The sequence below is a fragment of the Pseudomonas sp. UF-293 genome, from assembly GCF_058245595.1.
Window position 1 is genome coordinate 17,836 of record NZ_JBSICA010000016.1, and the last position, 23,617, is coordinate 41,452.

The 23,617-nt window shown below is 60.9% G+C and carries 17 protein-coding genes; 3 read left to right on the forward strand and 14 right to left on the reverse strand.

The annotated features are described in order from the left end of the window. Positions 1-27 precede the first annotated feature (27 nt). The 6 genes from AC4IHP_RS17305 to AC4IHP_RS17330 are packed head-to-tail and all read right to left on the reverse strand — an operon-like array spanning position 28 to position 5,980. Entirely contained in the window at positions 28-1,770 is a 1,743-nt protein-coding gene (locus AC4IHP_RS17305) for an ABC transporter substrate-binding protein (protein ID WP_460120103.1), read from the reverse strand. Positions 1,771-1,817: 47 nt separating this feature from the next. Then, entirely contained in the window at positions 1,818-2,090 is a 273-nt protein-coding gene (locus tag AC4IHP_RS17310; RefSeq protein ID WP_038861868.1) for a DUF2160 domain-containing protein, read from the reverse strand. Between the two features lie 10 nt (positions 2,091-2,100). Beyond that, complete coding sequence (locus AC4IHP_RS17315; protein WP_041477086.1) at positions 2,101-2,901, reverse strand: carbohydrate ABC transporter permease; 801 nt, start codon at positions 2,899-2,901, stop codon at positions 2,101-2,103. A gap of 9 nt (positions 2,902-2,910) precedes the next feature. Next, positions 2,911-3,777: a carbohydrate ABC transporter permease gene (locus AC4IHP_RS17320; protein WP_490832276.1), complete on the reverse strand. Its 867-nt coding sequence runs from the start codon at positions 3,775-3,777 to the stop codon at positions 2,911-2,913. Continuing rightward, a complete protein-coding gene (locus AC4IHP_RS17325; protein ID WP_041477087.1) occupies positions 3,774-4,886 on the reverse strand; it encodes an ABC transporter ATP-binding protein in 1,113 nt (370 codons plus the stop codon). The genes AC4IHP_RS17320 and AC4IHP_RS17325 overlap by 4 nt, the downstream gene beginning before the upstream one ends. Next, positions 4,886-5,980 (reverse strand): ABC transporter ATP-binding protein, encoded by a 1,095-nt coding sequence (locus tag AC4IHP_RS17330; RefSeq protein WP_016775291.1) that lies wholly within the window; start codon positions 5,978-5,980, stop codon positions 4,886-4,888. The genes AC4IHP_RS17325 and AC4IHP_RS17330 overlap by 1 nt, the downstream gene beginning before the upstream one ends. A 347-nt stretch (positions 5,981-6,327) precedes the next feature. Between AC4IHP_RS17330 and AC4IHP_RS17335 the strand changes: the two genes are divergently transcribed. Then, positions 6,328-8,163, forward strand: a complete 1,836-nt coding sequence (locus AC4IHP_RS17335; RefSeq protein ID WP_490832277.1) for a sigma-54-dependent Fis family transcriptional regulator — start codon at positions 6,328-6,330, stop codon at positions 8,161-8,163. A gap of 202 nt (positions 8,164-8,365) precedes the next feature. On the opposite strand, the gene cysS is transcribed toward AC4IHP_RS17335, so the two are convergent. Both cysS and AC4IHP_RS17345 read right to left on the reverse strand, forming a co-directional pair. Beyond that, a complete protein-coding gene (cysS, locus tag AC4IHP_RS17340; protein WP_460120108.1) occupies positions 8,366-9,748 on the reverse strand; it encodes a cysteine--tRNA ligase in 1,383 nt (460 codons plus the stop codon). An 18-nt stretch (positions 9,749-9,766) separates the two neighbouring features. Continuing rightward, a complete protein-coding gene (locus AC4IHP_RS17345) occupies positions 9,767-11,464 on the reverse strand; it encodes a glutamine--tRNA ligase/YqeY domain fusion protein (protein ID WP_490832278.1) in 1,698 nt (565 codons plus the stop codon). Between the two features lie 250 nt (positions 11,465-11,714). Between AC4IHP_RS17345 and AC4IHP_RS17350 the strand changes: the two genes are divergently transcribed. After that, complete coding sequence (locus AC4IHP_RS17350) at positions 11,715-12,221, forward strand: peptidylprolyl isomerase (RefSeq protein WP_095189877.1); 507 nt, start codon at positions 11,715-11,717, stop codon at positions 12,219-12,221. Further along, positions 12,218-12,970, forward strand: a complete 753-nt coding sequence (lpxH, locus tag AC4IHP_RS17355; protein WP_490832279.1) for a UDP-2,3-diacylglucosamine diphosphatase — start codon at positions 12,218-12,220, stop codon at positions 12,968-12,970. The genes AC4IHP_RS17350 and lpxH overlap by 4 nt, the downstream gene beginning before the upstream one ends. A 102-nt stretch (positions 12,971-13,072) precedes the next feature. Here the strand turns inward: lpxH and AC4IHP_RS17360 are convergent, their stop codons facing one another. The 6 genes from AC4IHP_RS17360 to AC4IHP_RS17385 all read right to left on the reverse strand — a co-directional run bounded on the left by AC4IHP_RS17360 (position 13,073) and on the right by AC4IHP_RS17385 (position 23,560). Continuing rightward, positions 13,073-14,602, reverse strand: a complete 1,530-nt coding sequence (locus AC4IHP_RS17360) for a DHA2 family efflux MFS transporter permease subunit (protein ID WP_490832280.1) — start codon at positions 14,600-14,602, stop codon at positions 13,073-13,075. Positions 14,603-14,775: 173 nt separating this feature from the next. Continuing rightward, positions 14,776-15,978, reverse strand: a complete 1,203-nt coding sequence (locus AC4IHP_RS17365) for an EmrA/EmrK family multidrug efflux transporter periplasmic adaptor subunit (RefSeq protein ID WP_490832281.1) — start codon at positions 15,976-15,978, stop codon at positions 14,776-14,778. Positions 15,979-15,993: 15 nt separating this feature from the next. Beyond that, a complete protein-coding gene (locus AC4IHP_RS17370; protein WP_490832282.1) occupies positions 15,994-17,463 on the reverse strand; it encodes an efflux transporter outer membrane subunit in 1,470 nt (489 codons plus the stop codon). After that, on the reverse strand, positions 17,453-17,935 hold the full coding sequence (locus AC4IHP_RS17375; RefSeq protein WP_434766026.1) for a MarR family winged helix-turn-helix transcriptional regulator: 483 nt from the start codon (positions 17,933-17,935) through the stop codon (positions 17,453-17,455). The genes AC4IHP_RS17370 and AC4IHP_RS17375 overlap by 11 nt, the downstream gene beginning before the upstream one ends. A 226-nt stretch (positions 17,936-18,161) precedes the next feature. Then, the gene (locus tag AC4IHP_RS17380; RefSeq protein ID WP_490832283.1) at positions 18,162-21,836 is read right to left on the reverse strand and encodes a translocation/assembly module TamB domain-containing protein; all 3,675 of its coding nucleotides are present in this window, start codon (positions 21,834-21,836) and stop codon (positions 18,162-18,164) included. After that, positions 21,833-23,560, reverse strand: coding sequence for an autotransporter assembly complex protein TamA (locus tag AC4IHP_RS17385; RefSeq protein ID WP_490832284.1), 1,728 nt, complete (start codon positions 23,558-23,560; stop codon positions 21,833-21,835). The genes AC4IHP_RS17380 and AC4IHP_RS17385 overlap by 4 nt, the downstream gene beginning before the upstream one ends. Positions 23,561-23,617: the final 57 nt, after the last annotated feature.

Here is a 23,617-nt window from a genome sequence, read left to right on the forward strand (position 1 = left end):
TGCCGTTCGCTTCTCACATCTCTAACATCACTTACGCGCATCCGCCCACGATTTCAGCAGTTCGCTATAGCTCACGGTTTCGCCCTTCGGCTTCTCGTTGGCCAGTTTCGGCTTCGGTGCGCCCGGTTGGTCAAACCAGTACTGGGCGTCGCGTTCCGGGTTCATCTTCGGCGCGCAAGTGGCCTGAGCCTTGGAGCGTTCGAGGCGTTCCATAATGCGGTCCTGATCCTTGGCCAAACCATCGAGCGCCTGTTGCGGAGTCTTCTCGCCGCTGGCCGCTTCGGCGATGTGGCTCCACCACAGTTGCGCCAGACGCGGGTAATCCGGCACGTTGGTCCCGGTCGGGGTCCATTGCACGCGGGCCGGGCTGCGGTAGAACTCGACCAGACCGCCGAGCTTCGGTGCCAGATCGGTCATCGCCTGCGAGTTGATGTCCGACTCGCGAATCGGCGTCAGGCCGACGATGGTTTTCTTCAGCGACACGGTTTTCGACGTGACGAACTGCGCGTACAGCCACGCCGCCAGTTTCTGTTTCTCAGGCGTGGACTTCATGAACGTCCACGAACCCACGTCCTGATAACCGAGCTTCATGCCCTCTTCCCAGTACGGCCCGCGCGGCGACGGCGCCATGCGCCACTTCGGCGTACCGTCGGCGTTGACCACCGGCAGGCCCGGTTTGGTCATGTCGGCGGTGAACGCGGTGTACCAGAAAATCTGCTGGGCAATGTTGCCCTGCGACGGCACTGGGCCAGACTCGGAGAAGGTCATGCCGGCCGCTTCCGGTGGCGCGTATTTCTTCAACCAGTCGACGTATTTGGTGGTGGCAAACACCGCCGCCGGGCCGTTGGTGTCACCGCCACGGGTCACGCTGGAGCCGACCGGATGGCAGTCCTCGACGCGAATGCCCCACTCGTCCACCGGCAAACCGTTGGGGATGCCCTTGTCGCCGCCACCGGCCATGGAGAACCAGGCATCGGTGAAACGCCAGCCCAGCGACGGATCTTTCTTGCCGTAATCCATGTGGCCATAGACGCGTTTGCCATCGATTTCCTTGACGTCTTCGCTGAAGAATTTGGCGATGTCTTCATAGGCCGACCAGTTCACCGGCACGCCCAACTCGTAACCGTACTTTTCCTTGAATTTGGCTTTCAGGTCGGCGCGCTCGAACCAGTCGGCGCGAAACCAGTACAAGTTGGCAAATTGCTGGTCGGGCAGTTGATAGATCTTGCCGTCCGGCGCGGTGGTGAAGGAGATGCCGATGAAATCCTTGATGTCGAGGGTCGGCGACGTGAAGTTCTTGCCTTCGTTGGCCATCAGGTCGGTGATCGACTCGGTCTTGCCGTAGCGAAAGTGCGTGCCGATCAGGTCGGAGTCGTTGACCCAGCCGTCGTAGATGTTCTTGTCCGACTGCATGACTGTTTGCATCTTCTCGACCACGTCGCCTTCCTGCAGCAGGTCGTGGGTGAGTTTGATCCCGGTGATTTCGCTGAAGGCCTTGGCCAGCACCTTGGACTCGTATTCGTGGGTGGTCAGGGTCTCGGAGACGACCTTGATGTCCATGCCACGAAACGGCTCGGCGGCCTTGATGAACCACTTCAGCTCTTCCAGCTGCTGTTCGGCCGTCAGGGTCGAGGGCTTGAACTCGCTGCCAATCCATTTTTTTGCAGCATCTTCGTAGGCGTCGGCCCAGGCAGATGCGCTCAAACCGCTGAGTGCCAGCATGGCTGCCAATGAAATGCTATGTCGCAGCTTATTGTTTTTATTGAACATAGAGACCTCCTGTTTAAGTTGTGGAGCCGCGTTGCCGAACGATTCGACTAGCCCCAACGCATCACAGCCAACAGCCACACCAGGGACAACGCGGACGCCACCCAGATGCTCCAGTCGGTGACGCCGATTACCAGCAAGTGCAGGTAGGCGCTGCCGAGAAGACCGATAAACAAGCGATCACCACGGGTCGTGGCAATCGGCAGAAACCCGCGCCGCAGAATGCTCGGCGAGCGCAATTCCCAGGTGGTCATGCCCACCAGGATCAGACCGATGCCGATGAAGAACGCGGCGGTCGGTGTCGTCCAGCTCATCCATTCCATCATCAGCTCCTCAGACTCGACCGAGGGCAAAGCCCTTGGCCACGTGGTTGCGCACAAACCAGATCACCAGCATGCCCGGCAGGATGGTCAACACCCCCGCCGCTGCCAGCACGCCCCAATCGATCCCCGACGCCGACACCGTACGCGTCATCACCGCCGCAATCGGCTTGGCGTTGACCGAGGTCAGCGTGCGCGCCAGCAGCAGTTCGACCCAGGAAAACATGAAGCAGAAAAACGCCGTGACGCCGATACCGGAGCCGATCAACGGGATGAAAATCTTCACGAAGAACTTGGGGAAACTGTAGCCGTCGATGTAGGCCGTTTCGTCGATCTCCTTGGGCACGCCGGACATGAAACCTTCGAGAATCCACACCGCCAGCGGCACGTTGAACAGGCAGTGCGCCAAGGCCACGGCGATGTGTGTGTCGAACAGCCCGATCGACGAATACAGCTGAAAGAACGGCAGCAAGAACACCGCCGGCGGCGCCATGCGATTGGTCAGCAGCCAGAAGAACAGGTGTTTGTCGCCGAGGAAACGATAGCGTGAAAACGCGTAAGCCGCCGGTAACGCCACGCTCAGGGAAATCACCGTGTTGAGGCTGACGTAATACAGCGAGTTCAAGTAGCCGGTGTACCAGCTCGGATCGGTAAAGATCACCTTGTAGTTCGCCAGCGTGAATTCCTGTGGGAAAAGCGTCAGGCCGCCGAGGATTTCGGTGTTGCTCTTGAACGACATGTTCAGCAACCAGTAGATCGGCACCAGCAGGAACAGGATGTACACCAGCAACGGAATCAGCTTTCTCTTGCTCATGGCCGGGCCTCAACGGTTGGCGTCGGAGTGCGTCATGGCGGTATAGAACAGCCACGACACCAACAGGATGATCAGGAAGTACACCAGCGAAAACGCCGCTGCCGGACCGAGGTCGAATTGCCCTACAGCCATCTGCGTCAAGGTCTGACTCAAAAAGGTCGTGGCATTGCCCGGCCCGCCGCCGGTGAGCACGAACGGCTCGGTGTAGATCATGAAACTGTCCATGAAACGCAGCATCACCGCGATCAGCAGTACGCTTTTCAGCTTGGGCAATTGAATGTGGCGGAACACCGCCCACGCCGAGGCGCGATCAATGCGCGCAGCCTGGTAATAGACGTCGGGAATCGCCCGCAGGCCGGAGAAACACAGCAGCGCAACCAGCGAAGTCCAGTGCCAGACGTCCATCACCAGCACCGTCACCCAGGCGTCCGTGGTGTTGGCCGCGTAGTTGTAGCTGATGCCCAGCGCATTGAGGCTGGAACCGAGCAGGCCGATGTCGGCGCGGCCGAAAATCTGCCAGATGGTGCCGACCACGTTCCACGGAATCAGCAACGGAATCGCCAGAATGATCAGCACCACCGACGACCAGCGGCCTTTGGTCGGCATGGTCAGCGCGACGGCAATGCCCAGCGGGATTTCGATCAGCAGCACGCAAGCCGAATAGATGAACTGGCGCAGCAGCGAATCATGCAGACGCGGATCGAGCAGCACCTGCTTGTACCAGTCAGCACCGACGAAGTAGCGGCTGGACTGGTCAAAGATGTCCTGCACCGAATAGTTGACCACGGTCATCATCGGGATCACCGCACTGAACGCCACCAGCAGGAACACCGGCAATACCAGCCACCAGGCCTTGTTGTTCTGCACCTTGTTCATGGCTGCACCTCCTCGTCGCTGACTTCCAGGAGAAATTCGTCGGCATAGACCATCAGCCATTGCGCCGGGAAACTGATGTATGCCGTGCCCTGGGGCACCGGTTTGTCTTCGGCCAGACGCACCTTCAAAGGCGCGCCGTCGAGGTTGAGGGTCATGATCTTGTAGGTGCCGAGGTCTTCGACGTGTACGACTTTGGCCTGCATCGCGTCGTCAAACGGCTCGTCCCACACGTGAATGAACTCGGGGCGGATGCCGACCTTGAGATTTTTCCACTGGCCGTGCTCGATATGGCGCTGCAAGGCGTCGGACAGCGGCAAGTGCGTCGAGGCGAAACCGACGCCGCCGGGTTGCGGCTGTACCTCGATCAGGTTCATGCCGGGGCTGCCGATGAAATAGCCGACAAAGGTGTGGCTCGGCCGCTCGAACAATTCCCGTGGCGTACCGAACTGGACGATCTGGCCGCCGTACATCACCGCAATCTTGTCGGCGAAGGTCGAGGCCTCCAGTTGGTCGTGGGTGACGTAGACCATGGTGATGTTGAACTGCTCATGGATCTGCTTGAGCTTGCGCCGCAGCTTCCACTTCAGGTGCGGGTCGATCACCGTCAGCGGCTCGTCGAACAGGATCGCCGAGACGTCGTCGCGCACCAGCCCACGGCCCATGGAGACTTTCTGTTTTTCGTCGGCGGTGAGGTTGCGCGCCTTCTTGCTCAGCAGATTCTGCAGGTCGAGCACTTCGGCAATTTCCTGCACCTTGCTGTGCACTTTCGCCTCGGCCATGCCCTGGTTGCGCAGCGGGAAAGCGAGGTTATCGAACACGGTCATGGTGTCGTAGACCACCGGAAACTGGAAAACCTGGGCGATGTTGCGCTTCTCCGGGGTCAGGTCGTTGACCGCTTTGCCGTCAAACAATACATGGCCCTGAGACGGGCTGAGCAGGCCGGAAATTATGTTGAGCAAGGTCGACTTGCCGCAACCGGACGGGCCGAGCAAGGCATAGGCACCGCCCTGCTCCCAGACGTGATCCATCTCGCGGATCGCATAATCCTCAGCGCCGCTCGGGGTTTTGCTGTAGCTGTGGGCGAGGTGCTGCAAACGGATTTCGGCCATCAGGCAACCCTCGCGACACGCCGGCCCGGTGCTTGCACCAGACGGCCCTGCGCATCGAAAACGAACAGTTTGTGGGTCGGGATATAGATGCGGATCGGCGCATCGACGTCGTATTCGTGAACCCCGGGCAAGTGCAGCACCAACAGAAAGTGCTCGTTGCGCACGTGCAGGAAGGTTTCCGAACCGCTGATTTCGGCGACTTCGACGGTCACCGCCAATTCGAGGTCGTCATCGTTGCTTGGCACCAACGAAATATGGCTGGGACGAACGCCGAAGCGAAACTCACCCTCGCCCACCGGGCGCAGGTCGACGTTCAACGGAAAGTGGACGAAATTGGCAAAACTGACTTCGTTGCCGGCAATGCGTCCCGGCATCAGGTTGATCGGCGGCTCAGAGAACAATTCAGCCGCGAGCACCGACTGCGGCTGGTGATAGACCTCGGTCGACGGCCCGCTCTGGATCACCCGGCCTTCGTGCAGGATGGTGGTGGTGCCGCCGAGGGCCAGCGCTTCGTTGGGCTCGGTGGTGGCGTAGATGGCGATGGTGTGCCGAGCCTTGAACAGCTCGCGCATTTCCTGACGCAGTTCTTCGCGCAGCTTGTAGTCGAGGTTGACCAGCGGCTCGTCGAACAGGATCAGCTCAGCATCCTTGACCAGCGCGCGGGCCATGGCCGTGCGCTGCTGCTGCCCACCGGACAACTCCAGCGGATAGCGCTGCAAGAACTTCTCGATGCGCAGCATGCGTGCGGTTTCCTGCACCTTGCTGTGGATGATCTCTTTCGAGATGCCGGCCTGACGCAGTGGCGAGGCGATGTTTTCGAACACCGTCATGGTCGGGTAATTGATGAACTGCTGATAGACCATCGACACGTTGCGCAGCCGCACAGGGCGCTGGGTGACATCGACGCCGTTCATCAGCACGCGGCCGCTGTCGGGCTTGTCGAGGCCGGCCATCAGACGCATGAGACTGGTCTTGCCGGACAGGGTGCGCCCGAGCAGAACGTTGAAGGATCCGGGTTCGAATTTCAGGCACGCATCGTCGATCCAGATCTGGCCCTCGACGGTACGGCTGACGTGCTCCAGGGTGAGTGACATGGCTCGGCCTTTTTTATTTTTGGAGTCAAGCGACCGGAGCAACAGAGCGACATTCGTGCCAGAAATGGCAAGTGGTTGATTTGCCGTGAAAATCGGTGATTACACAGGGAAGTGGCGTTCACAGCTGAACACTTTTGAACAGTCGGGGTGATTGACAATGAACAATAGTGAACAACACTCTATGCGCTGTTCACCCCCATGTAGGAGCTGCCGAAGGCTGCGATCTTTTGACTTTGACTTTGCTTTTTCAAGATCAAAATCAAAAGATCGCAGCCTTCGGCAGCTCCTACAGGGGATGGTGGACCTCATAACAATAATAAAATCGCTGCATTCAGAGGCTCGCCCCCATGGCCGCACCTGCTTCGCCGCTGTCCCACGATGCGATCGTCCAGACCTCCTGGCAACGTTGCCGCGCGTTCGGCCTCGACCACCAGAGCACGCCGGCCTTCGATCAGTTACCCGCCGCCGGCATTGCACGGTTGCTCGACAGCCATCACTCGCTGGTGCAGACCACGCATCAGGAAGTCCTGCCCTACTATGAAAACATCCTCAGCAACTCCAACTGCCTGATCATGCTCGCCGACAATCAGGGCCAGGTACTGACCTCGTGGGGCACGCAACGCTTTATCGAACCGAGTCTGGCCCGGGGTTTTCAGGCCGGGGCGAGCTGGATGGAGCGCAGCAGCGGCACCAACGCGATCGGCACCGCACTGGCCTGTGAGCAGGCGGTGCATATCGAACACGACGAACACTTCCTCAAGGCCAACCGCTTCATGACCGGCTCCGCTGCGCCGATCTTCGACGCCGAGCGCAAGGTCATCGCCGTGCTCGACGTGTCCAGCGACAGCTACCTGCCACCCTCGCACACCCTGGGCATGGTCAAGATGATGAGCCAGACCGTGGAGAATCGGCTGATCCTCAACCTGTTCCATGGCCAGCATTTTCAACTGACCTTCAACACCGGGTTGAACAACCTCGACAGCCAATGGGCGGGGTTGTTGATTTTCGACGAGAGCGGTCAAGTGCTGTCGGCCAATCGCCGGGCCGACAATCTGCTCGGTGTGCGTCTGTCCCGAGTCAGCGTTGAAAGCCTGTTCAAGGTGTCGCTGCTGGAGTTGATCAATCAGCCCGAGGGTCTGCCTTTTGCCTTGCAGACCTCCGGACGCAACCGTTTCCAGTGCTTGCTGAAGCGGCCGAAACAGACACCGGTGCAGGCGCGAGTGTTTGCCGCCGAGGACAAGCCTGCGCCAGCCAGCGCGATCAGCCTCAACGCGCTGCATTTCGGCGACAGCCGCGTGGAAAAAGCCGTACGCCAGGCCGAGCGCTTGCTGGAAAAAGACATTCCGTTACTGATTCACGGTGAGACCGGCGTCGGCAAGGAAGTGTTCGTCAAAGCCTTGCACCAAGCCAGCTCTCGGCAAAAACAGGCATTCATTGCGGTGAACTGCGCCGCGATCCCCGCTGAACTGGTCGAGTCTGAATTGTTCGGTTATGAGAAAGGCGCGTTCACCGGGGCCAACCAGAAAGGCAGCATCGGCCTGATCCGCAAGGCCGACAAAGGCACGCTGTTTCTCGATGAGATCGGTGATATGCCGCTGCCCACCCAAGCGCGCTTGTTGCGGGTGTTGCAGGAACGTTGCGTGCAGCCGGTGGGCAGCAGTGAGTTGTTCCCGGTGGACCTGCGGATCATTTCCGCGACCAACCGATCGTTGCGCGAGCAGGTGCAACTGGGCCGCTTTCGCGAGGATTTGTACTACCGCATCGGCGGTCTGACCCTGGAGCTGCCGCCGTTACGCGAGCGCAGTGACAAGCAGGCGCTGTTCAAACGGCTGTGGGAGCAACATCGCGAGCCGACGCAATGGGCGGGGCTGAGCCCGGAGGTGCTGGAGCTGTTTGAAAAGCACCCGTGGCCGGGGAATTTGCGTCAGGTCAGCAGCGTGATGCAGGTGGCGTTGGCCATGGCCGAGGAGCAACCGGTGCGGCCGGAGCATCTTCCGGATGATTTTTTTGTCGATCTGGAGATGGAGCCAGTGGAGACGGCGCCGCCGCTGGGGCTGGATTTGAATGATGTTGAGGCGTTGAACAGGGAGCTGAAGGCGGCTGGAGGGAATATCTCGCATCTGGCGCGGCGGCTGGGGGTGAGCCGCAATACGCTTTACAAGCGGTTGCGGCAGGCTGAATGACAACTCGGCCTTGAGGACGCCTTCGCGAGCAGGCTCGCTCCCACAGGAAGGTGCGAGTCGCGCACAAATAACAGACATGACGAAAGTCCGATGTGGGAGCGAGCCTGCTCGCGAAGGCATCAGCTGGGTCAACGCTGGTCCTGAGGAAGCAAAAAAAACAAAACCCGCACTAGGCGGGTTTTGTCTGTCACAGGTAAGGCAATCAGTCAGCCAACCGCCAGGTAGTCCCACCCTTGCCGTCTTCCAGCACCACCCCCATCGCCGTCAACTGGTCACGGATACGATCAGACTCAGCCCAATCCTTACCCGCACGCGCCGCCAGGCGCGCCGCAATCAGCGCATCAACCTCAGCCGCATCGACCCGCCCTTCAGCGCCCGCCTGCAGGAAGTCATCGGCCTCCAGCTGCAACACACCCAGCACACTCGCCAGCTCTTTCAGACGTGCCGCCAGCCCCGCCGCCGCATCGAGATCGCTCTCGCGCAGACGGTTGATCTCGCGCACCATCTCGAACAGCACGGCGCACGCCTCGGGGGTACCGAAGTCGTCGTTCATCACCGTGGTGAAACGCTCGACGAACGCCTCGCCGCCAGCCGGTGCCACCGTCGGCAGGCCTTTCAACGCGTGGTAGAAACGTTCCAGTGCGCCCTTGGCGTCCTTGAGGTTGTCTTCCGAATAGTTGATCGCGCTGCGGTAGTGGCTCGACACCAGCAGGTAACGCACGACCTCCGGGTGGTACTTGTCGAGCACGTCGCGGATGGTGAAGAAGTTGTTCAAGGACTTGGACATCTTCTCGCCATTGATGCGAATCATCCCGCAATGCATCCACGCGTTGGCGTAGGTCTTGCCGGTGGCCGCTTCGCTCTGGGCGATTTCGTTTTCGTGGTGCGGGAACTCCAGGTCGCTGCCGCCGCCATGAATGTCGAAGGTCTCGCCGAGGCAGCAGGTCGACATCACCGAGCACTCGATGTGCCAGCCCGGACGCCCGGCGCCCCAAGGCGATTCCCAGCTCGGCTCGCCCGGCTTGGCGGCTTTCCACAGGACGAAGTCGAGCGGGTCTTCCTTCGACTCATCGACTTCGATGCGCGCGCCAATGCGCAAATCTTCGATCTTCTTGCGCGAGAGCTTGCCGTAGCCCATGAATTTGGCGACGCGGTAGTACACGTCGCCGTTGCCCGGGGCGTAAGCGTAGCCCTTGTCGATCAGGGTCTGGATCATCGCGTGCATGCCAGCGATATGGTCGGTGGCGCGCGGTTCCATGTCCGGCTTCTGGATGTTCAGGCGCGCTTCGTCTTCGTGCATCGCGGCGATCATGCGCTCGGTCAGCGCTTCGAACGATTCACCGTTCTCGCGCGCACGATTGATGATCTTGTCGTCGATGTCGGTGATGTTGCGCACGTAGGTCAGGTCATAACCGCTGAAGCGCAGCCAGCGCGTCACCAGGTCGAACGCGACCATGCTGCGGCCGTGGCCGAGGTGGCAGTAGTCGTACACGGTCATCCCGCAGACGTACATGCGCACCTTGTTGCCATCCAGCGGCTTGAAGACTTCTTTGCTCTTGGTGAGCGTGTTGTAGATCGTTAGCACGTTAGTTCCTTGACTCACTCACTGGCCCCACGAATCACGCAGGGTCACGGTACGGTTGAATACCGGCTGACCGGGTTTCGAGTCCTTCAGGTCCGCGACGAAGTAGCCTTCGCGCTCGAACTGGAAACGGTCTTCCGGCTGGGCGTTGCCGAGCGATGGCTCAGCGCGACAACCGGTCAGCACTTGCAGCGAGTCAGGGTTGATGTTGTCGAGGAAGCTGGCGCTGTCTTCGGCCTTCTCCGGGTTCGGCGAACGGAACAGGCGATCGTACAGACGCACTTCGCATTCGACGCTGGCGGCGGCCGGCACCCAGTGGATCACGCCTTTGACCTTGCGCCCTTCCGGGTTATTGCCGAGGGTGTCCGGGTCGTACGAGCAACGCAGTTCGACGATGTTGTTGTCGGCGTCCTTGATCGCTTCGTCGGCGCGGATCACGTAGCTGCCGCGCAGACGCACTTCACCGGCCGGTTCCAGGCGCTTGTAGCCCTTCGGCGGCTCTTCCATGAAGTCTTCACGGTCGATGTAGATTTCCCGGGCAAACGGCAGCGCGCGCACGCCCATGTCTTCTTTCGGGTGGCGTGGCAGTTCGAGGTTTTCGACCTGGCCTTCCGGGTAGTTGGTGATGACCACTTTCAGCGGACGCAGCACGCACATGGCGCGCGGGGCGCTGTGGTCAAGGTCGTCACGGATACTGAATTCGAGCATGCCGAAATCGACCACGCCGTCGGAACGGTTGGTGCCGATCATTTCGCAAAAGTTGCGGATCGATTTCGGCGTGTAGCCACGGCGGCGGAAGCCCGACAGCGTGGACATGCGCGGATCGTCCCAGCCATTGACGTGCTTCTCGTCCACCAGCTGCTTGAGCTTGCGCTTGCTGGTGATGGTGTAGTTCAGGTTCAGGCGGCTGAACTCGTACTGGCGCGGGTTCGCCGGCACCGGCAGGTTCTCCAGGAACCACTCGTACAGCGGACGATGGCTTTCGAACTCGAGGGTGCAGATCGAATGAGTGATGCCTTCGATGGCGTCCGACTGCCCGTGGGTAAAGTCGTAGTTCGGGTAGATGCACCACTTGTCGCCGGTCTGGTGGTGATGAGCGTGGCGGATGCGATACATGATCGGGTCGCGCAGGTTCATGTTCGGCGAGGCCATGTCGATCTTCGCCCGCAGGACGCGCGCGCCGTCGGGGAATTCACCGGCCTTCATGCGCGCGAACAGGTCGAGGTTTTCCTCTACCGAACGGTCGCGGAACGGGCTGTTCTTGCCCGGCTCGGTCAGGCTGCCACGGTATTCCTTGGCCTGCTCCGGGGTCAGGTCGTCGACGTAGGCCTTGCCGGCCTTGATCAGCTCGACGGCCCAGTCGTGCAACTGGTCGAAATACTGCGAGGCGTAGCGCACTTCACCGGACCATTCGAAGCCCAGCCATTTGACGTCGCTTTCGATGGCGTCGATGTATTCCTGATCTTCCTTGGCCGGGTTGGTGTCGTCGAAACGCAGGTGCGTGACGCCGCCGAATTCCTGGGCCAGGCCGAAGTTGACGCAGATCGACTTGGCGTGGCCGATGTGCAGGTAGCCGTTGGGCTCCGGCGGGAAGCGAGTCACGATCTGGGTGTGCTTGCCCGAGTCCAGGTCTGCCTGGATGATCGGCCGCAGGAAGTTGACCGGCACGGCAGGGCCGGACTTGGCATTCGAGGTAGGGTCGACAGTGGGCTTGCTCATAGGATCCTTGACGTACAGGTGCGCGGCCGCAAAGAGGGGCCAGACAAAACAAAGCCGCTATCATAGCCGATGCTGTCAAGGGCCTGACAGAGCAGCTCTTATAAAGGCACGCATTTAATCGCAGGGATTTGAAAAACCGCCTCGAAATTCGCGCCTGTCACGCTAAACTGCGCACCTTGGCCGAAGCAGGCTGAACCGGTTGTGGGGCTCAATGTCCCAGAACCACGAATTCCTCAGAAGAGTAGCGATCATGACTCAAGTCAAACTGACCACCAACCATGGCGACATCGTCATCGAACTGAACGCTGAAAAGGCGCCGATCACCGTTGCCAACTTCATCGAATACGTCAACGCCGGTCACTACACCAACACCGTATTCCACCGTGTCATCGGTAACTTCATGATCCAGGGCGGCGGTTTCGAGCCTGGCATGAAAGAAAAGAAAGACAAGCGTCCAAGCATCCAGAACGAAGCGGACAACGGTCTCTCCAACGACAAATACACCGTCGCCATGGCCCGCACCATGGAGCCGCATTCGGCTTCGGCGCAGTTCTTCATCAACGTTGCCGACAACACCTTCCTCAACCACAGCGGCAAGAACGTGCAGGGCTGGGGCTACGCGGTATTCGGTAAAGTGACCGCCGGCACCGACGTTGTCGACAAGATCAAAGGCGTGTCGACCACTTCCAAGGCCGGCCACCAGGACGTACCTGCAGACGACGTGATCATCGAGAAAGCCGAGATCATCGAAGCGTGATATTGCTGATTTCAGATTTGCATCTGGAAGAGGAGCGCCCGGACATTACCCGGGCGTTTCTGGATTTGCTCGCCGGACGCGCCCGCTCGGCGAGTGCGTTGTACATCCTCGGCGACTTCTTCGAGGCATGGATTGGCGACGACGCCATGACGCCCTTTCAGCGTTCCATCTGCCAGGCCCTGCGCGATTTGAGCGACAGCGGCACGGCCATATTCCTGATGCACGGCAATCGCGACTTCATGCTCGGCAAGGCCTTCTGCAAACAGGCCGGCTGCACATTGCTGAAGGACCCGAGTGTCGTGCAGTTCTACGGCGAGCCAGTGCTGCTGATGCACGGCGACAGCCTGTGCACCCGCGACGTTGGCTACATGAAGCTGCGCCGCTACCTGCGCAACCCGATCACCCTGTTCATCCTCCGTCATCTGCCGCTGAGCAGCCGCCACAAACTGGCGCGCAAGTTACGCAGCGAAAGCCGTGCACAGACGCGGATGAAGGCCAATGACATCGTTGATGTCACCCCGGAAGAGATTCCGCGAGTGATGCAGGCATTCGGCGTGAAAACCGTGATCCACGGCCACACCCACCGCCCGGCGATTCACAAGTTGCAGCTTGGTGAACAAGCGGCGAAGCGGATTGTGCTGGGGGATTGGGATCGTCAGGGGTGGGCGTTGCAGGTCGATGAGAGCGGGTATGCCTTGGCGCCGTTCGATTTCGCCCCGCCGCCAGCCCTGCCCGCCCCTCCGATTTAAAGCGAAGATCAAAAGATCGCAGCCTTAGGCAGCTCCTACTTTGGAATGCGTTCTCCTGTAGGAGCTGCCGAAGGCTGCGATCTTTTAGCAGTCACCGCAAAATCAATGACCAGATGCAGCAGGCCCGGCCTTCGCGGCAAACGGCGGTTTCGCCAGCCATACGATCAGAATCAACCCCATAAACCCCCAGCCCAGCAACGTGAAGTAATCCACGGTGGAGAGCATGTACGCCTGGCTGGTGAGAATCTGATCCATCTGCGCATACGCCGACTGGCCCGCCCCGCCCAACTGGTTCAAGGTCTCGCGGGTGGCAGGCTCAAACGTGCTGATGCTTTCGCTCATATACGCATGATGCTGATCGGCCCGGCGAATCCAGATCCACGTGGTCAGCGAGGCCGCAAAGCTGCCGCCCAGCGTCCGCAGGAAAGTCGCCAGGCCTGCGCCGTCAGCGATCTGGCTCGGCGGCAAGTCCGACATCAGAATGCTCAGGGTCGGCATGAAGAACAGCGCCACACCGATGCCCATGAACAGCTGCACCAGAGCGATGTGCTGGAAGTCGACCTCATTGGTGAACTCGGCACGCATGAAGCAGCTCAGGCCAATCGCCAGAAACGCAATGCCGGCGAGCAATCGCAGGTCGAACTTGTGCGCGTATTTGCCGACAAACGGCGACAGCAACACCGGCAGAATCCCGATCGGCGCCACGGCAAGTCCCGCCCAGGTCGCGGTGTAGCCCATTTGCGTCTGCAACCACTGCGGCAGGATCAGGTTGATGCCGAAGAACCCGGCATAACCCAGCACCAGCACCAGCGTGCCGATGCGGAAGTTGCGATAGGCGAACAGGCGCAGGTTGACCACCGGGTGGCGGTCGGTCATTTCCCAGATCACGAACATCGCCAGGGCGACCACGGAAATCGCCGCGCCGACGATGATGAAATTCGACTCGAACCAGTCCAGGTCATTGCCCTTGTCGAGGATCACCTGCAATGCGCCGACGCCAATGATCAGCGTGATCAGGCCGACGTAGTCCATCGGCTGGCGACTGGTCACCACCGGCCGTTTCGCCAGTTGCGAACGCACCACCATCACCGCAAAGATGCCGATCGGCACGTTGATAAAGAAGATCCACGGCCAGCTGTAACTGTCGGTGATCCAGCCGCCGAGAATCGGCCCGGCAATCGGCGCAACCACGGTGACCATCGCCAGTAACGCCAGAGCCATCCCGCGTTTCGCCGGTGGATACACCGCGATCAACAGCGTCTGCGTCATCGGGTACAGCGGCCCGGCCACCAGGCCTTGCAGCACACGAAAGCCGATCAGCTCGGGCATTGAGGTCGAGATACCGCAAAGAAACGACGCCAGTACAAACAGCATCGTCGCCCACAGAAACAGCTTCACCTCGCCGAAGCGGCGGCTGAGCCAACCGGTCAGCGGCAACGCAATCGCGTTGCTCACGGCAAACGAAGTGATCACCCAGGTGCCCTGCTCCGAACTTACCCCGAGGTTGCCGGAAATCGTCGGCAGTGCCACGTTGGCGATGGTCGTGTCGAGCACTTGCATGAACGTCGCCAGCGACAGGCCGATGGTGCTGAGCAACAGGCTGGGCGGCGTGAAAGAAGCGTTATTGCTCATTCTGAATCCTATGAAACCGGGTTGGCGCTGCGTCAGTTACAGACACAGCAGCCCTTTGTGGGAGCGAGCCTGCTCGCGAATGCTGACTGACATCCAACATAGATGTTGTCTGACACACCGCTTCGCGAGCAGGCTCGCTCCCACAGGGTCGTGAGTCAGCTTCAAAAGCGCTGTCAGCGTTGCGCGGTCTTGCCCGCTGCGGCGCTGTTGTCGTGGATCAGTTGAGCAATCATCGCGTCCGCCTCGGCCAGTTGGCGCTCGTAGACGTTGGTACTGAACGAGGCCTTTTGTGGCGGTTGCTGGGCCAGCACCGGGCCGCTCTGGTCGTGCAGATTGACCTCGACATTGGTCGACAGACCGACACGCAGCGGGTGCTTGGCCAGCTCTTCGGCGTTGATGTGGATACGCACCGGCACACGCTGGACGATCTTGATCCAGTTACCGGTGGCGTTCTGCGCCGGCAGCAAGGCAAACGCGCTGCCGGTACCGGCGCCGAGGCTGTCGACGGTGCCGTTGTATTTCACGTCGCTGCCGTAGATATCGGCCTCGATATCAACCGGCTGGCCGATGCGCATGTCACGCAGCTGGGTTTCCTTGAAGTTGGCGTCGATCCACAGCTGATCCAGCGGAATCACCGCCATCAACGCGGTGCCCGGCTGCACGCGCTGACCGAGTTGCACGGTACGCTTGGCGACGTAACCGGTGACCGGCGCAATCAAGGTGCTGCGCGCATTGGTCAAGTAGGCCTGACGCAGATCGGCAGCCGCCGACATCACGTCTGGATGCGACGAGACCACGGTGTCGTCGACCAGTGCGCTGGTGGTTTTCAGTTGCTGTTTGGCGTTGGCCAGAGCGTTCTGCGCCGAGGTCAGGTCGTCGCGGGCGTGGGACAGTTCTTCCTGGGAAATCGCCCCGCCTTGGGCGAGATTTTTCCGTCGGTTGTAGTTGTCCTGGGCCTTCTGCACTTCGGCCTGCTGCGCATTGACCTGGGCTTTCATGCCGTCGACGTTGCTATACAAACCGCGCACCTGACGCACGGTGCGCGCCAGTTTCGCCTTGGCACTTTGCAGGCCGACTTCGGCATCGTTGGGGTCGAAGTTGACCAGCACCTGGCCTTCCTGGACCAGGTCCCCGTCGTCGGCGCCGATGCTGACCACGGTGCCGGTGACCAGCGGCGTGATCTCCACGACGTTGCCGTTGACGTAGGCATCGTCGGTGCTTTCATTAAAGCGCCCGATGAACTCGTGATAGGCCCAGACGCCGGCAATGGCGAGCAGGACGACCACGGCGAGGGCCAGCAGCATCACCTTGCGTTTGCGCGGGTTGCCGGTGTCCGGGGTGTTGTCTTGAGCTTGGGTGTTTTCGGCAGTGGCCATGACAAATACCTTGAATTATGGGTGCGACGAGGCTGGGCTGGCGTTGGCTGCGTTCAGGTTTCCACCCTGAAAGCCGCCGCCCAGCGCTTGCATCAGTTGAATCGACAGGTCGATCTGCTCGGCATTGAGGGTCGCCAGCTGACGCTGGGCCTGGAGCAATTGCTGCTCGATGCTGAGCACGTCCAGGTAGTTGCCGATGCCGGAACCGTAACGCTGGACGACGGTGTTGTAAGAATCCTGAGCAATGTCGGTGGCGTGCTGCTGCGCACCGATCTGCCGGCCGATATCGCGCAGCTGATGGATCGTATCGCCGACATCGCCCAGGGCTTTCACCAGGCTCTTGTTGTACTGCGCCACCGCCAGATCGTAATCGGCATCGCGCGCATCGAGGTTGGCGCGCAGGCGTCCGCCATCGAAAATCGGCAGCGACACGGTCGGCGCGATGTTGAAGAAGCGGCTGGCCGAACCGAACATCGCATCACCCAGCAACGACTCGGCGCCGGCCGAGGCCGACAGATTGAGGTTGGGATAGAAACGGGTTTTCGCCGCATCGATGTCTTTGCTCGCCGCTTCGACACGCCAGCGCGCCGCAACCAGATCCGGGCGGCGGCCGAGCAGTTCCGCCGGCAACACCGATGGCACTGCCACGGCGCTGGCTTGCAAGACTTTCGGTCGGGCGATCTCGTTGCCGCGATCCGGGCCTTTGCCGAGCAATACGGCCAAGGCGATTTTCGCGCTGTTCAAGCGTTTTTCCGCGTCGATCAGGCTGGCCTGGGAACTGGCTTCCAGACTCTGGGTTTGCTGGAACTGGTACTGGCTGTCGATCCCCGAACTCAGGCGACGCTGGCTGAGATCAAGCATTTGCCGGGTGCGCTTGAGGTCTTCGCTGGCGAGGTCGTAAACGATGTGCGCCTGACCGAGATCGCTGTAAGCACGGGCGACGTCAGCGGCGAGTGTCAGCTGCGCGGCCTGACGGTCGACTTCAGCAGCGCGAGCGTCGCCGAGTGCGGCTTCCCAGGCAGCGCGCTGACCGCCCCACAAGTCGAAGTTGTAATTGAAACCGGCGCTGACATTGCGCACCGTCGCATAGGCACCGCCCTGCCCCAGCGGATCCTGATCACGAGCCAGACGCGAACGGCTGATGCCGGCGCTGGCGTCGAGGGTCGGATAACGCTCGGCATCGGCGGCATAGGCGGCTGCACTGGCCTGATGGGCGCGGGCTGCGGCGATCTGCATGTCCGGGCTGTCGTGCAGGGCTTCGCGGATCAGGCCGTCGAGCTGCGGATCGCCAAGGCTGCTCCACCAATCACTTTTCGGCCACGCCGCCGGCGACAGCGTCACGCCGTCCAGAGACTGCGCTGTCTTCAGTTGCGCCGCGTCGAGACGCTGGCCTTCAGTGTCGAGGCCGCTGTAATTGGCGCAACCGGCGAGGATCATCGCCGACAGCAACAGCGTCAGGCTGCTGCGCAAGGTCTTAGCGCTCATTGTGTTCACCTAGACGCTGGATGGTGATCGGGTCACCGGCGGCCAGCAAGATTTTCTTGAGGATGTATTCCAGGGTTTTCAGCTCTTCGCGGGAGATCGCGCCGGCCAGTTCATTCATCGCATCGGCACCGATGTGCGGCAGGCGATCAGCCAGTTGCTGGCCCTGCTCGGTCAGTTTCAGCTGCACCTGACGACGGTCGCCTTCGCTGCGCTGGCGGATCAGAAAAGCCTTCTGCTCGAGACGATCGAGCATGCGCGTCATCGACCCGCTATCGAGCGACAGATGGCGGCACAGCTCAGCCGGGGTGTCGACGCCGAACTGGGCCATGATGATCAACACCTTGAACTGCGCGGCGGTGATGCCGTGGGGTTCCATGTGGGTGTCGATGATCCGGTCCTTGAGCAACGCGGCACGGCCGAGCAACAGGCCGAGGTGGCAATGTTTGAATTCTTCCGGGGTGAAATGCTTCATGATTCGACCTGATAACTGCCTAGGCAGTGAATGTATGTCGAGATGTTACTGCTTAGGCAGCGAATGTCAACGCAATAGTTAGGGGGCTTGGTAATTAGTTGACCAGTGGAGTTGGTTTTGCGGGTAAAGCGAAAAGATCGCAGCCTTCGGCAGCTCCTACATGGGTTTGAAGTGAACCCTGTAGGAGCTGCCGAAGGCTGCGATCTTTTGATCTTTCAGAAAATCTTCAGAAATCCCGCTTGTAGAAGATATCCAGCGAACTCGCCACGCCGCTCGCCGCTTCGACGTAGACCTTCTTGCTCAGCTTGTAGCGCAGGGCGATGGTACTGGCCGGTTCGAAGACGCCGACGCCGTAGCGCAGGCTGAGTTTCTCGGAGATGTTGCCGCTGGCGACGACGCTGGTGTCGTTGCCGCTGCCTTGGGTGTCGAGCTGGAAATCCTCGATACCCAGATCCTTGGCCAGGCCGCTGGTGACTCCGGCGCTGCCCATTAAACCCAGGCCCAGTGCGGCCTGAGCGAGCATGTTGTTGTCTTCGCCGTTGGTGCTCAGCGGACGGCCCAGCACCAGGTACGACAGCGCCTGTTCCTGGCTCATCGCCGGTTCGGAGAAGATCTGCGTGGTCGGCTGTTCGGCGCTGCCGCTCAGGCGAATACCGGCGATGACGTCGTCGGTCTGGCGGATCGCTTCGATGTCGAGATAGGGCTGGTCGATGGGGCCGGCGAACAACAGACGCGCGCGCCGCACCGTCAGGCGCTGGCCGTAGGCGCGATAGCGGCCGTCGTTGAGCCACAGTTCGCCACGGGTGTCCATGTTGTCGCCGATGTGCACCTGGCCTTGCAGATTGGCGGTCAGGCCAAAACCGGCGAAGCTCAGCTTGTCCTGGCCGACGATCACGTCGATGTCCATTTTCATCGCGATCGGTGGTTTGCCCTCCTCGGTCTGCGCGCCGACGATGATCGTGTCGTCGGAGACTTTTACCGTCGATGGCGGCAATTCACGCACGGTGATTTCGCCTTTCGGCACCAGCACCTTGCCGGCAACTTTCAGCTCATCGCCGGCCATGGAAATTTTCAGATCCGGAGCCATTTCCAGTTTGGCGTAGGGCTCGACGCTGACTGGCAATTGCGTGCCCTTGAGCGCCAGATCGACCACCAGCGCCTGCCCCCAGGCGACGTTGCCGTTGAGGCTGCCCTTGCCAGTCTTGCCGCTGTTCCAGCCACCGTCCAGGCGCACCGATTCGCCGGCGATCGCCGCAGTCAGTTGCAGATTCTGCAGCTCCATCGGCAGTTCGGCGCCGGACACTTCGCCATCGCTGAGCTGCACCGTGCCGTTGACCAGCGGTGCGAGCAGGCCACCGGAAATAGTGCCGCTACCATTGAGCCGGCCGGTGAGTTTTTCCACCATCGGCACGAATGGCCGCGCCACCGACAGGTCGAGGCCGGAGAGGCGGAACGAGCCGCTCAGGGGTTTGTTTTTCGGCAGCGGATTGAGCTGCGCCTGGACCATCAATTCGCCGAGTTTGCCGCCGACAAAATTGAGCTCGGTGTCGACGCGCTTGGGCGTGAGCTTGCTGCTGAGCTTGAGCGTCTGGTAGGGGAAATCCACCCAGCGATCCTTGTCACGCACGCGCAGGGTGCCGCCGCTGGCATCGACACTGACCACGCCGTTCGGGCCACTGGCTGGCAGGTCCAGTTGCAGGTCGGCGTTGAGCCGGCCCTGCCAGGCGAAGTCTTTGGGCAGCCACTGCGCAAGGCTTTCGATCGGGAATTGCTTGAGGTGATAACGCAGCTTCGGCTCCGGCGCCAGGCGCTGGTCTTCGCCACACAGGCTGGCGCTGCCGGACAGCCAGCAATGCGCGCCGAAATTGATCTGGCCGTCCGCCAGGCGCTCCAGTTTGGCCGGGTTTTGCAGCCTCCAGTCCTGGCCACCGGCCTGAATGTCACCACTGGCCAGACGTCCGCGCCAGTTGCCCTTGTCGAGATTGCCGTCCAGACCCAGCGCCAGTTTCAGCTTCGGCCCGATCAGGTCGAAGTTGAGTTTCTGGCTTTTGATATCGCCCTGAGCACTGGCGGTCAGGGTGCCGAGCGAAGTATCGCCAGTCTGAATGCCGCTACCTTTGAGATTGATCTTCGCCCGCTGCGCACTGTCGAGGGTGGCGTCGAGGTTGAGGCTTTGCAGGCGGTTGTCCTGGAAGGCCAGTTGCGAACCTTGCAGATCGAGCTTGCCCTGCGGCGCCTTCAGCGTACCGGCGACGTTGATCTGACCGTTGACCTGCCCGCGCAATTGCGGCCACAACTGGGCCAGACGCGGCAGCTTGATGTCGATCTGTCCGCCGAGTTTGTCCTGCAGGCTGCCCTTGCCATTGATGCTGTTGTCGCCGAGGCGGATCTGCAGGGTGTTGAGGTTCCACCGCTCGCCCGCGCCGTCAGCCTTGGCCTGGAGGACCGCCGGTTGGCCGCGCAACTTGCCCTTGAGATCGAGGTCGGCGCTGAGGCTGAGTCGATCATTCTTCATCTCGCCTTTGCTCTTCAGCGGCCCGGCCAACGTGCCCGGCAGCTCCGCGACCCAATATGCCGGGTTGAGCGCCGACAGATCCAGCGCGGTATCCCAGGCGATGCCATCGGCGAAGCGCACATTGACGTGCCCTTCGGCCTTGCCCTGCCCGGCCTGCATGACCAGTTGCGGCAAGGCGATCTGTTCCAGACTGCCGCTGAACGGACTGCTTAATGTGAACGCCCCGGCCGGGCCATCCAGCGCAGCGTCGAAATTGCCGAGGTACTGACCGTCGGTGTAGGACACTTCGCCGGTGAAAGTACGCAACGTCACTTGCGGCTCGTCGATTTCCGGATAGAGCCGATGCCACGGGAAGTCTTGCCAGTGGATGTTGGCCTGGGCGCTGAGGCCTTTGCTCCAGTCGACATTGCCGGTGAGCTTGAGACTTTGCGTGTCGTTGGCGTTGAGGTCGAGCCCGGCGATCTGCGCGCCGTTGGCGTCGACTTTGCCCTTGAGTAGCAGCGCCACCGGTGATTTCTCGGCGGGCAGCGTGGCGTTGCCGAGCAGTTGATAACCGTTTTTCAGGTCGCCTTCGCCCGTGAGCACAAGCTGATTGAATTGCAGCGTGTCCGGCAGATCGGCACTCGGTTTGAACGCGTCGCTGGTGATGCGCAGCTTGGCCGGGAGGTTTTCCGCCAGCGCTTGCAGTTCACCGCTCAGCTGGCCGTCGAGGTAGCCACGGCTGTCGGCGTGCAGGTTGAGGGTTTTCAGCAGGTCGCCGTCGACTTTCAGCGCCAGGGTCCACGGCTCGCTGCCGGGGGCGGGCAACGTCAGATCACCCTTAATATTCAGCGGCCAGTTACCGCTCGGTTGCAGCAGGCCGGACAGGTTCAGGCTGAGTTCGTCACGCTGCAATTTCACGCTGTCGATCTGCAAGCCCTGAGTGGTCCAGTGCGCTACCAGTTGCAAGCCCTTGAGCTGTTCGCTGCCGTTGAACAACAGGCTGCCGACCTCGACGTCGCCCAGCTCAATGGCCAACGGCAATTGCAGGTCCGGCAGTGTGATCGGGCCGCTTTCGGTGGTTTCTTCGCTCGGCGGCAATTGCAGGATCACCTGATCGGCCTTGAGCTGATCGATGCACAAGGTCATGCGCGTCAGGCACAGCGGCGACCAGGCGAAGATCGCCTTGTTCAGCTCGACTCGGCTGGTGTCCTGCTGCCACACCAGGTGATCGGCGCTCCACTGCCCAGCGAGGCGACCGTGGAAATTCTCCACGCTCAGGCCCGGCACCAGGCCCAACGCCCACCGACTGCCGGCCTGCGTGCCAAGTAGCGCGGCGAGGCTCAAAACGATCAACAAGACCAGCGCCAACAGCGTCAGCGCTGTTATTTTCACACCACGCTTCACAGCTCAGGCCCCATGGAAAAGTGCAGCCGGATGCCGCCGTCGTCGTCCAGCGCGTGGGCCAGGTCAAGGCGGATCGGCCCGACCGGCGAGACCCAGCGCACGCCCACACCGACCCCGGTCTTGAGGTCGGGCAGTTCGAGTTTGTTGAAAGAGTTGCCCTGGTCGACGAAGGTCGCGACCCGCCATTTCTCGGCGATCGAATATTGATATTCGACGCTGCCGGCAATCATGTAGCGGCCACCGATGCGGTCGCCGTCAGAGTTTTTCGGCGACAGGCTCTGATAGTCGTAACCGCGCACGCTCTGATCGCCACCGGCAAAGAAGCGCAGCGACGGCGGAACCGAGTTGTAGCCATTGGTGGCGCTGCCGCCCACCTGCACGCGGCCAAGCAAGCGGTGCTTGTCGAACACCGTGGTCAGGCCTTTGACCAGCGCGGTGCCATATAAAAGGTTGTTGTCGGAACCGAGACCTTCCTTGGCCACTTTGCTTTCGAAGCTCAGGCGATAGCCGTTGCGCGGATCGATGCGGTTGTCGCTTTTGAGGTACGAATAACTGATGCCGGGCATCAGCAAGGTGCTCAGGCCGGAGTCGTCGCCGAGTTCGTATTCCTCGCGCTGCCATTTCAGCGATATCACCCGCTGCCAGCCGCTGGGCAACTTGCTGTGCCATTCCGGGCCGAAAGTCAGCAGCTTGCTGAGGGTGTCGGAGCCTTCGATGTCTTCGAACTGATAGCCGCCGGCCCAGCGCAGTTTGTCGGTCAATGGCGGGTCGAGCGGGATGTCGTAGAACAGCCCGACGTTCTGCCGGGGCGCCGAGAGCTCGGCCTCCCAGCCATAGCTGTCGCCCTGCGGGTTGACCCAGTGACGCGTCCAGTTGGCCTTGATCCGTGGGCCGACGTCGGTCGAATAACCGAGGCCCAGACCCATGGTGCGCGGCTTGCGCGTGTCGAGTTTGACGGCGACCGGAATCACATCGTTCTGCGCTGCCGTCGGTGCCGCGTCGACGCGCACGCCTTCGAAATAGCCGCTCGATTGCAGATCGCGATTGAGTTCGGCGATCAGTTCCGAATCGTAAGGCTCGCCTGCCTTGAACGGCACCATGCGTTGCAGCAGGTCTTCGTCGAAGGGCGTGTCGCCCTCGAAACTGACTTTTCCCAGCGCATAACGCGGGCCGCTGGCGTAGATCAATTCGATATCGGCGACACCTGCGCGCGGGTCGACCATGAGTTTCTGGCTGGTGAAATGGCCACTGAAGTAACCGAAGCGCGAGGCCTGGTTCTGAATGACCCGCTTGGCATCTTCGTAACGGCCATGGTTGAGCACGGCGCCGGATTTGAGCAGGTCGCCTTTCAGTACGCGGAACGATTTCAGCGAGGCCGCCGGGCCATCGACACGTACGGTGACGTTGCGCAGCCGAATCGGCTCGCCGGGATCGATGTTCAGCACCAGACGCGGTTTTTCCCCGCCCTTGACGTCACTATCGATCTGCGGCTGATAGTAGCCCAGCGCCTGCGCCGCTTTGCGCGCCTGCTCTTCGGCACCGCGACTGAAGCGCAGCAAGGCTTCTTCGTCGCGATCGCCGAGGCTGCCGATATAGCCTTCTATATTGGCCTTGAGTTCATCGTTGGACGGCTTGATCCGTACATCCAATTCACTTTGCGCCAGCGCCGCGCAGCTGGATAACAGCATCAGCACGCCGCTGGTAAATCTTCGTGGAAACTTCATAGGCGCGGATGCTATCACGGGCTCGGGAGCCTGATAGAACAGGTAATTTGTGAAGAA

Excerpts from the sequence above, each read along its gene's own strand:
- AC4IHP_RS17335 (WP_490832277.1), top strand. The coding sequence starts at position 6,328 with ATGGCCGCACCTGCTTCGCCGCTGTCCCACGATGCGATCGTCCAGACC.
- AC4IHP_RS17345 (WP_490832278.1), bottom strand. The coding sequence starts at position 11,464 with ATGAGCAAGCCCACTGTCGACCCTACCTCGAATGCCAAGTCCGGCCCT.
- AC4IHP_RS17365 (WP_490832281.1), bottom strand. The coding sequence starts at position 15,978 with ATGGCCACTGCCGAAAACACCCAAGCTCAAGACAACACCCCGGACACC.
- AC4IHP_RS17310 (WP_038861868.1), bottom strand. The coding sequence starts at position 2,090 with ATGGAATGGATGAGCTGGACGACACCGACCGCCGCGTTCTTCATCGGC.
- AC4IHP_RS17305 (WP_460120103.1), bottom strand. The coding sequence starts at position 1,770 with ATGTTCAATAAAAACAATAAGCTGCGACATAGCATTTCATTGGCAGCC.
- AC4IHP_RS17350 (WP_095189877.1), top strand. The coding sequence starts at position 11,715 with ATGACTCAAGTCAAACTGACCACCAACCATGGCGACATCGTCATCGAA.
- AC4IHP_RS17370 (WP_490832282.1), bottom strand. The coding sequence starts at position 17,463 with ATGAGCGCTAAGACCTTGCGCAGCAGCCTGACGCTGTTGCTGTCGGCG.
- AC4IHP_RS17325 (WP_041477087.1), bottom strand. The coding sequence starts at position 4,886 with ATGGCCGAAATCCGTTTGCAGCACCTCGCCCACAGCTACAGCAAAACC.
- AC4IHP_RS17360 (WP_490832280.1), bottom strand. The coding sequence starts at position 14,602 with ATGAGCAATAACGCTTCTTTCACGCCGCCCAGCCTGTTGCTCAGCACC.
- AC4IHP_RS17385 (WP_490832284.1), bottom strand. The coding sequence starts at position 23,560 with ATGAAGTTTCCACGAAGATTTACCAGCGGCGTGCTGATGCTGTTATCC.
- AC4IHP_RS17320 (WP_490832276.1), bottom strand. The coding sequence starts at position 3,777 with ATGAACAAGGTGCAGAACAACAAGGCCTGGTGGCTGGTATTGCCGGTG.
- AC4IHP_RS17375 (WP_434766026.1), bottom strand. The coding sequence starts at position 17,935 with ATGAAGCATTTCACCCCGGAAGAATTCAAACATTGCCACCTCGGCCTG.
- AC4IHP_RS17330 (WP_016775291.1), bottom strand. The coding sequence starts at position 5,980 with ATGTCACTCACCCTGGAGCACGTCAGCCGTACCGTCGAGGGCCAGATC.
- AC4IHP_RS17315 (WP_041477086.1), bottom strand. The coding sequence starts at position 2,901 with ATGAGCAAGAGAAAGCTGATTCCGTTGCTGGTGTACATCCTGTTCCTG.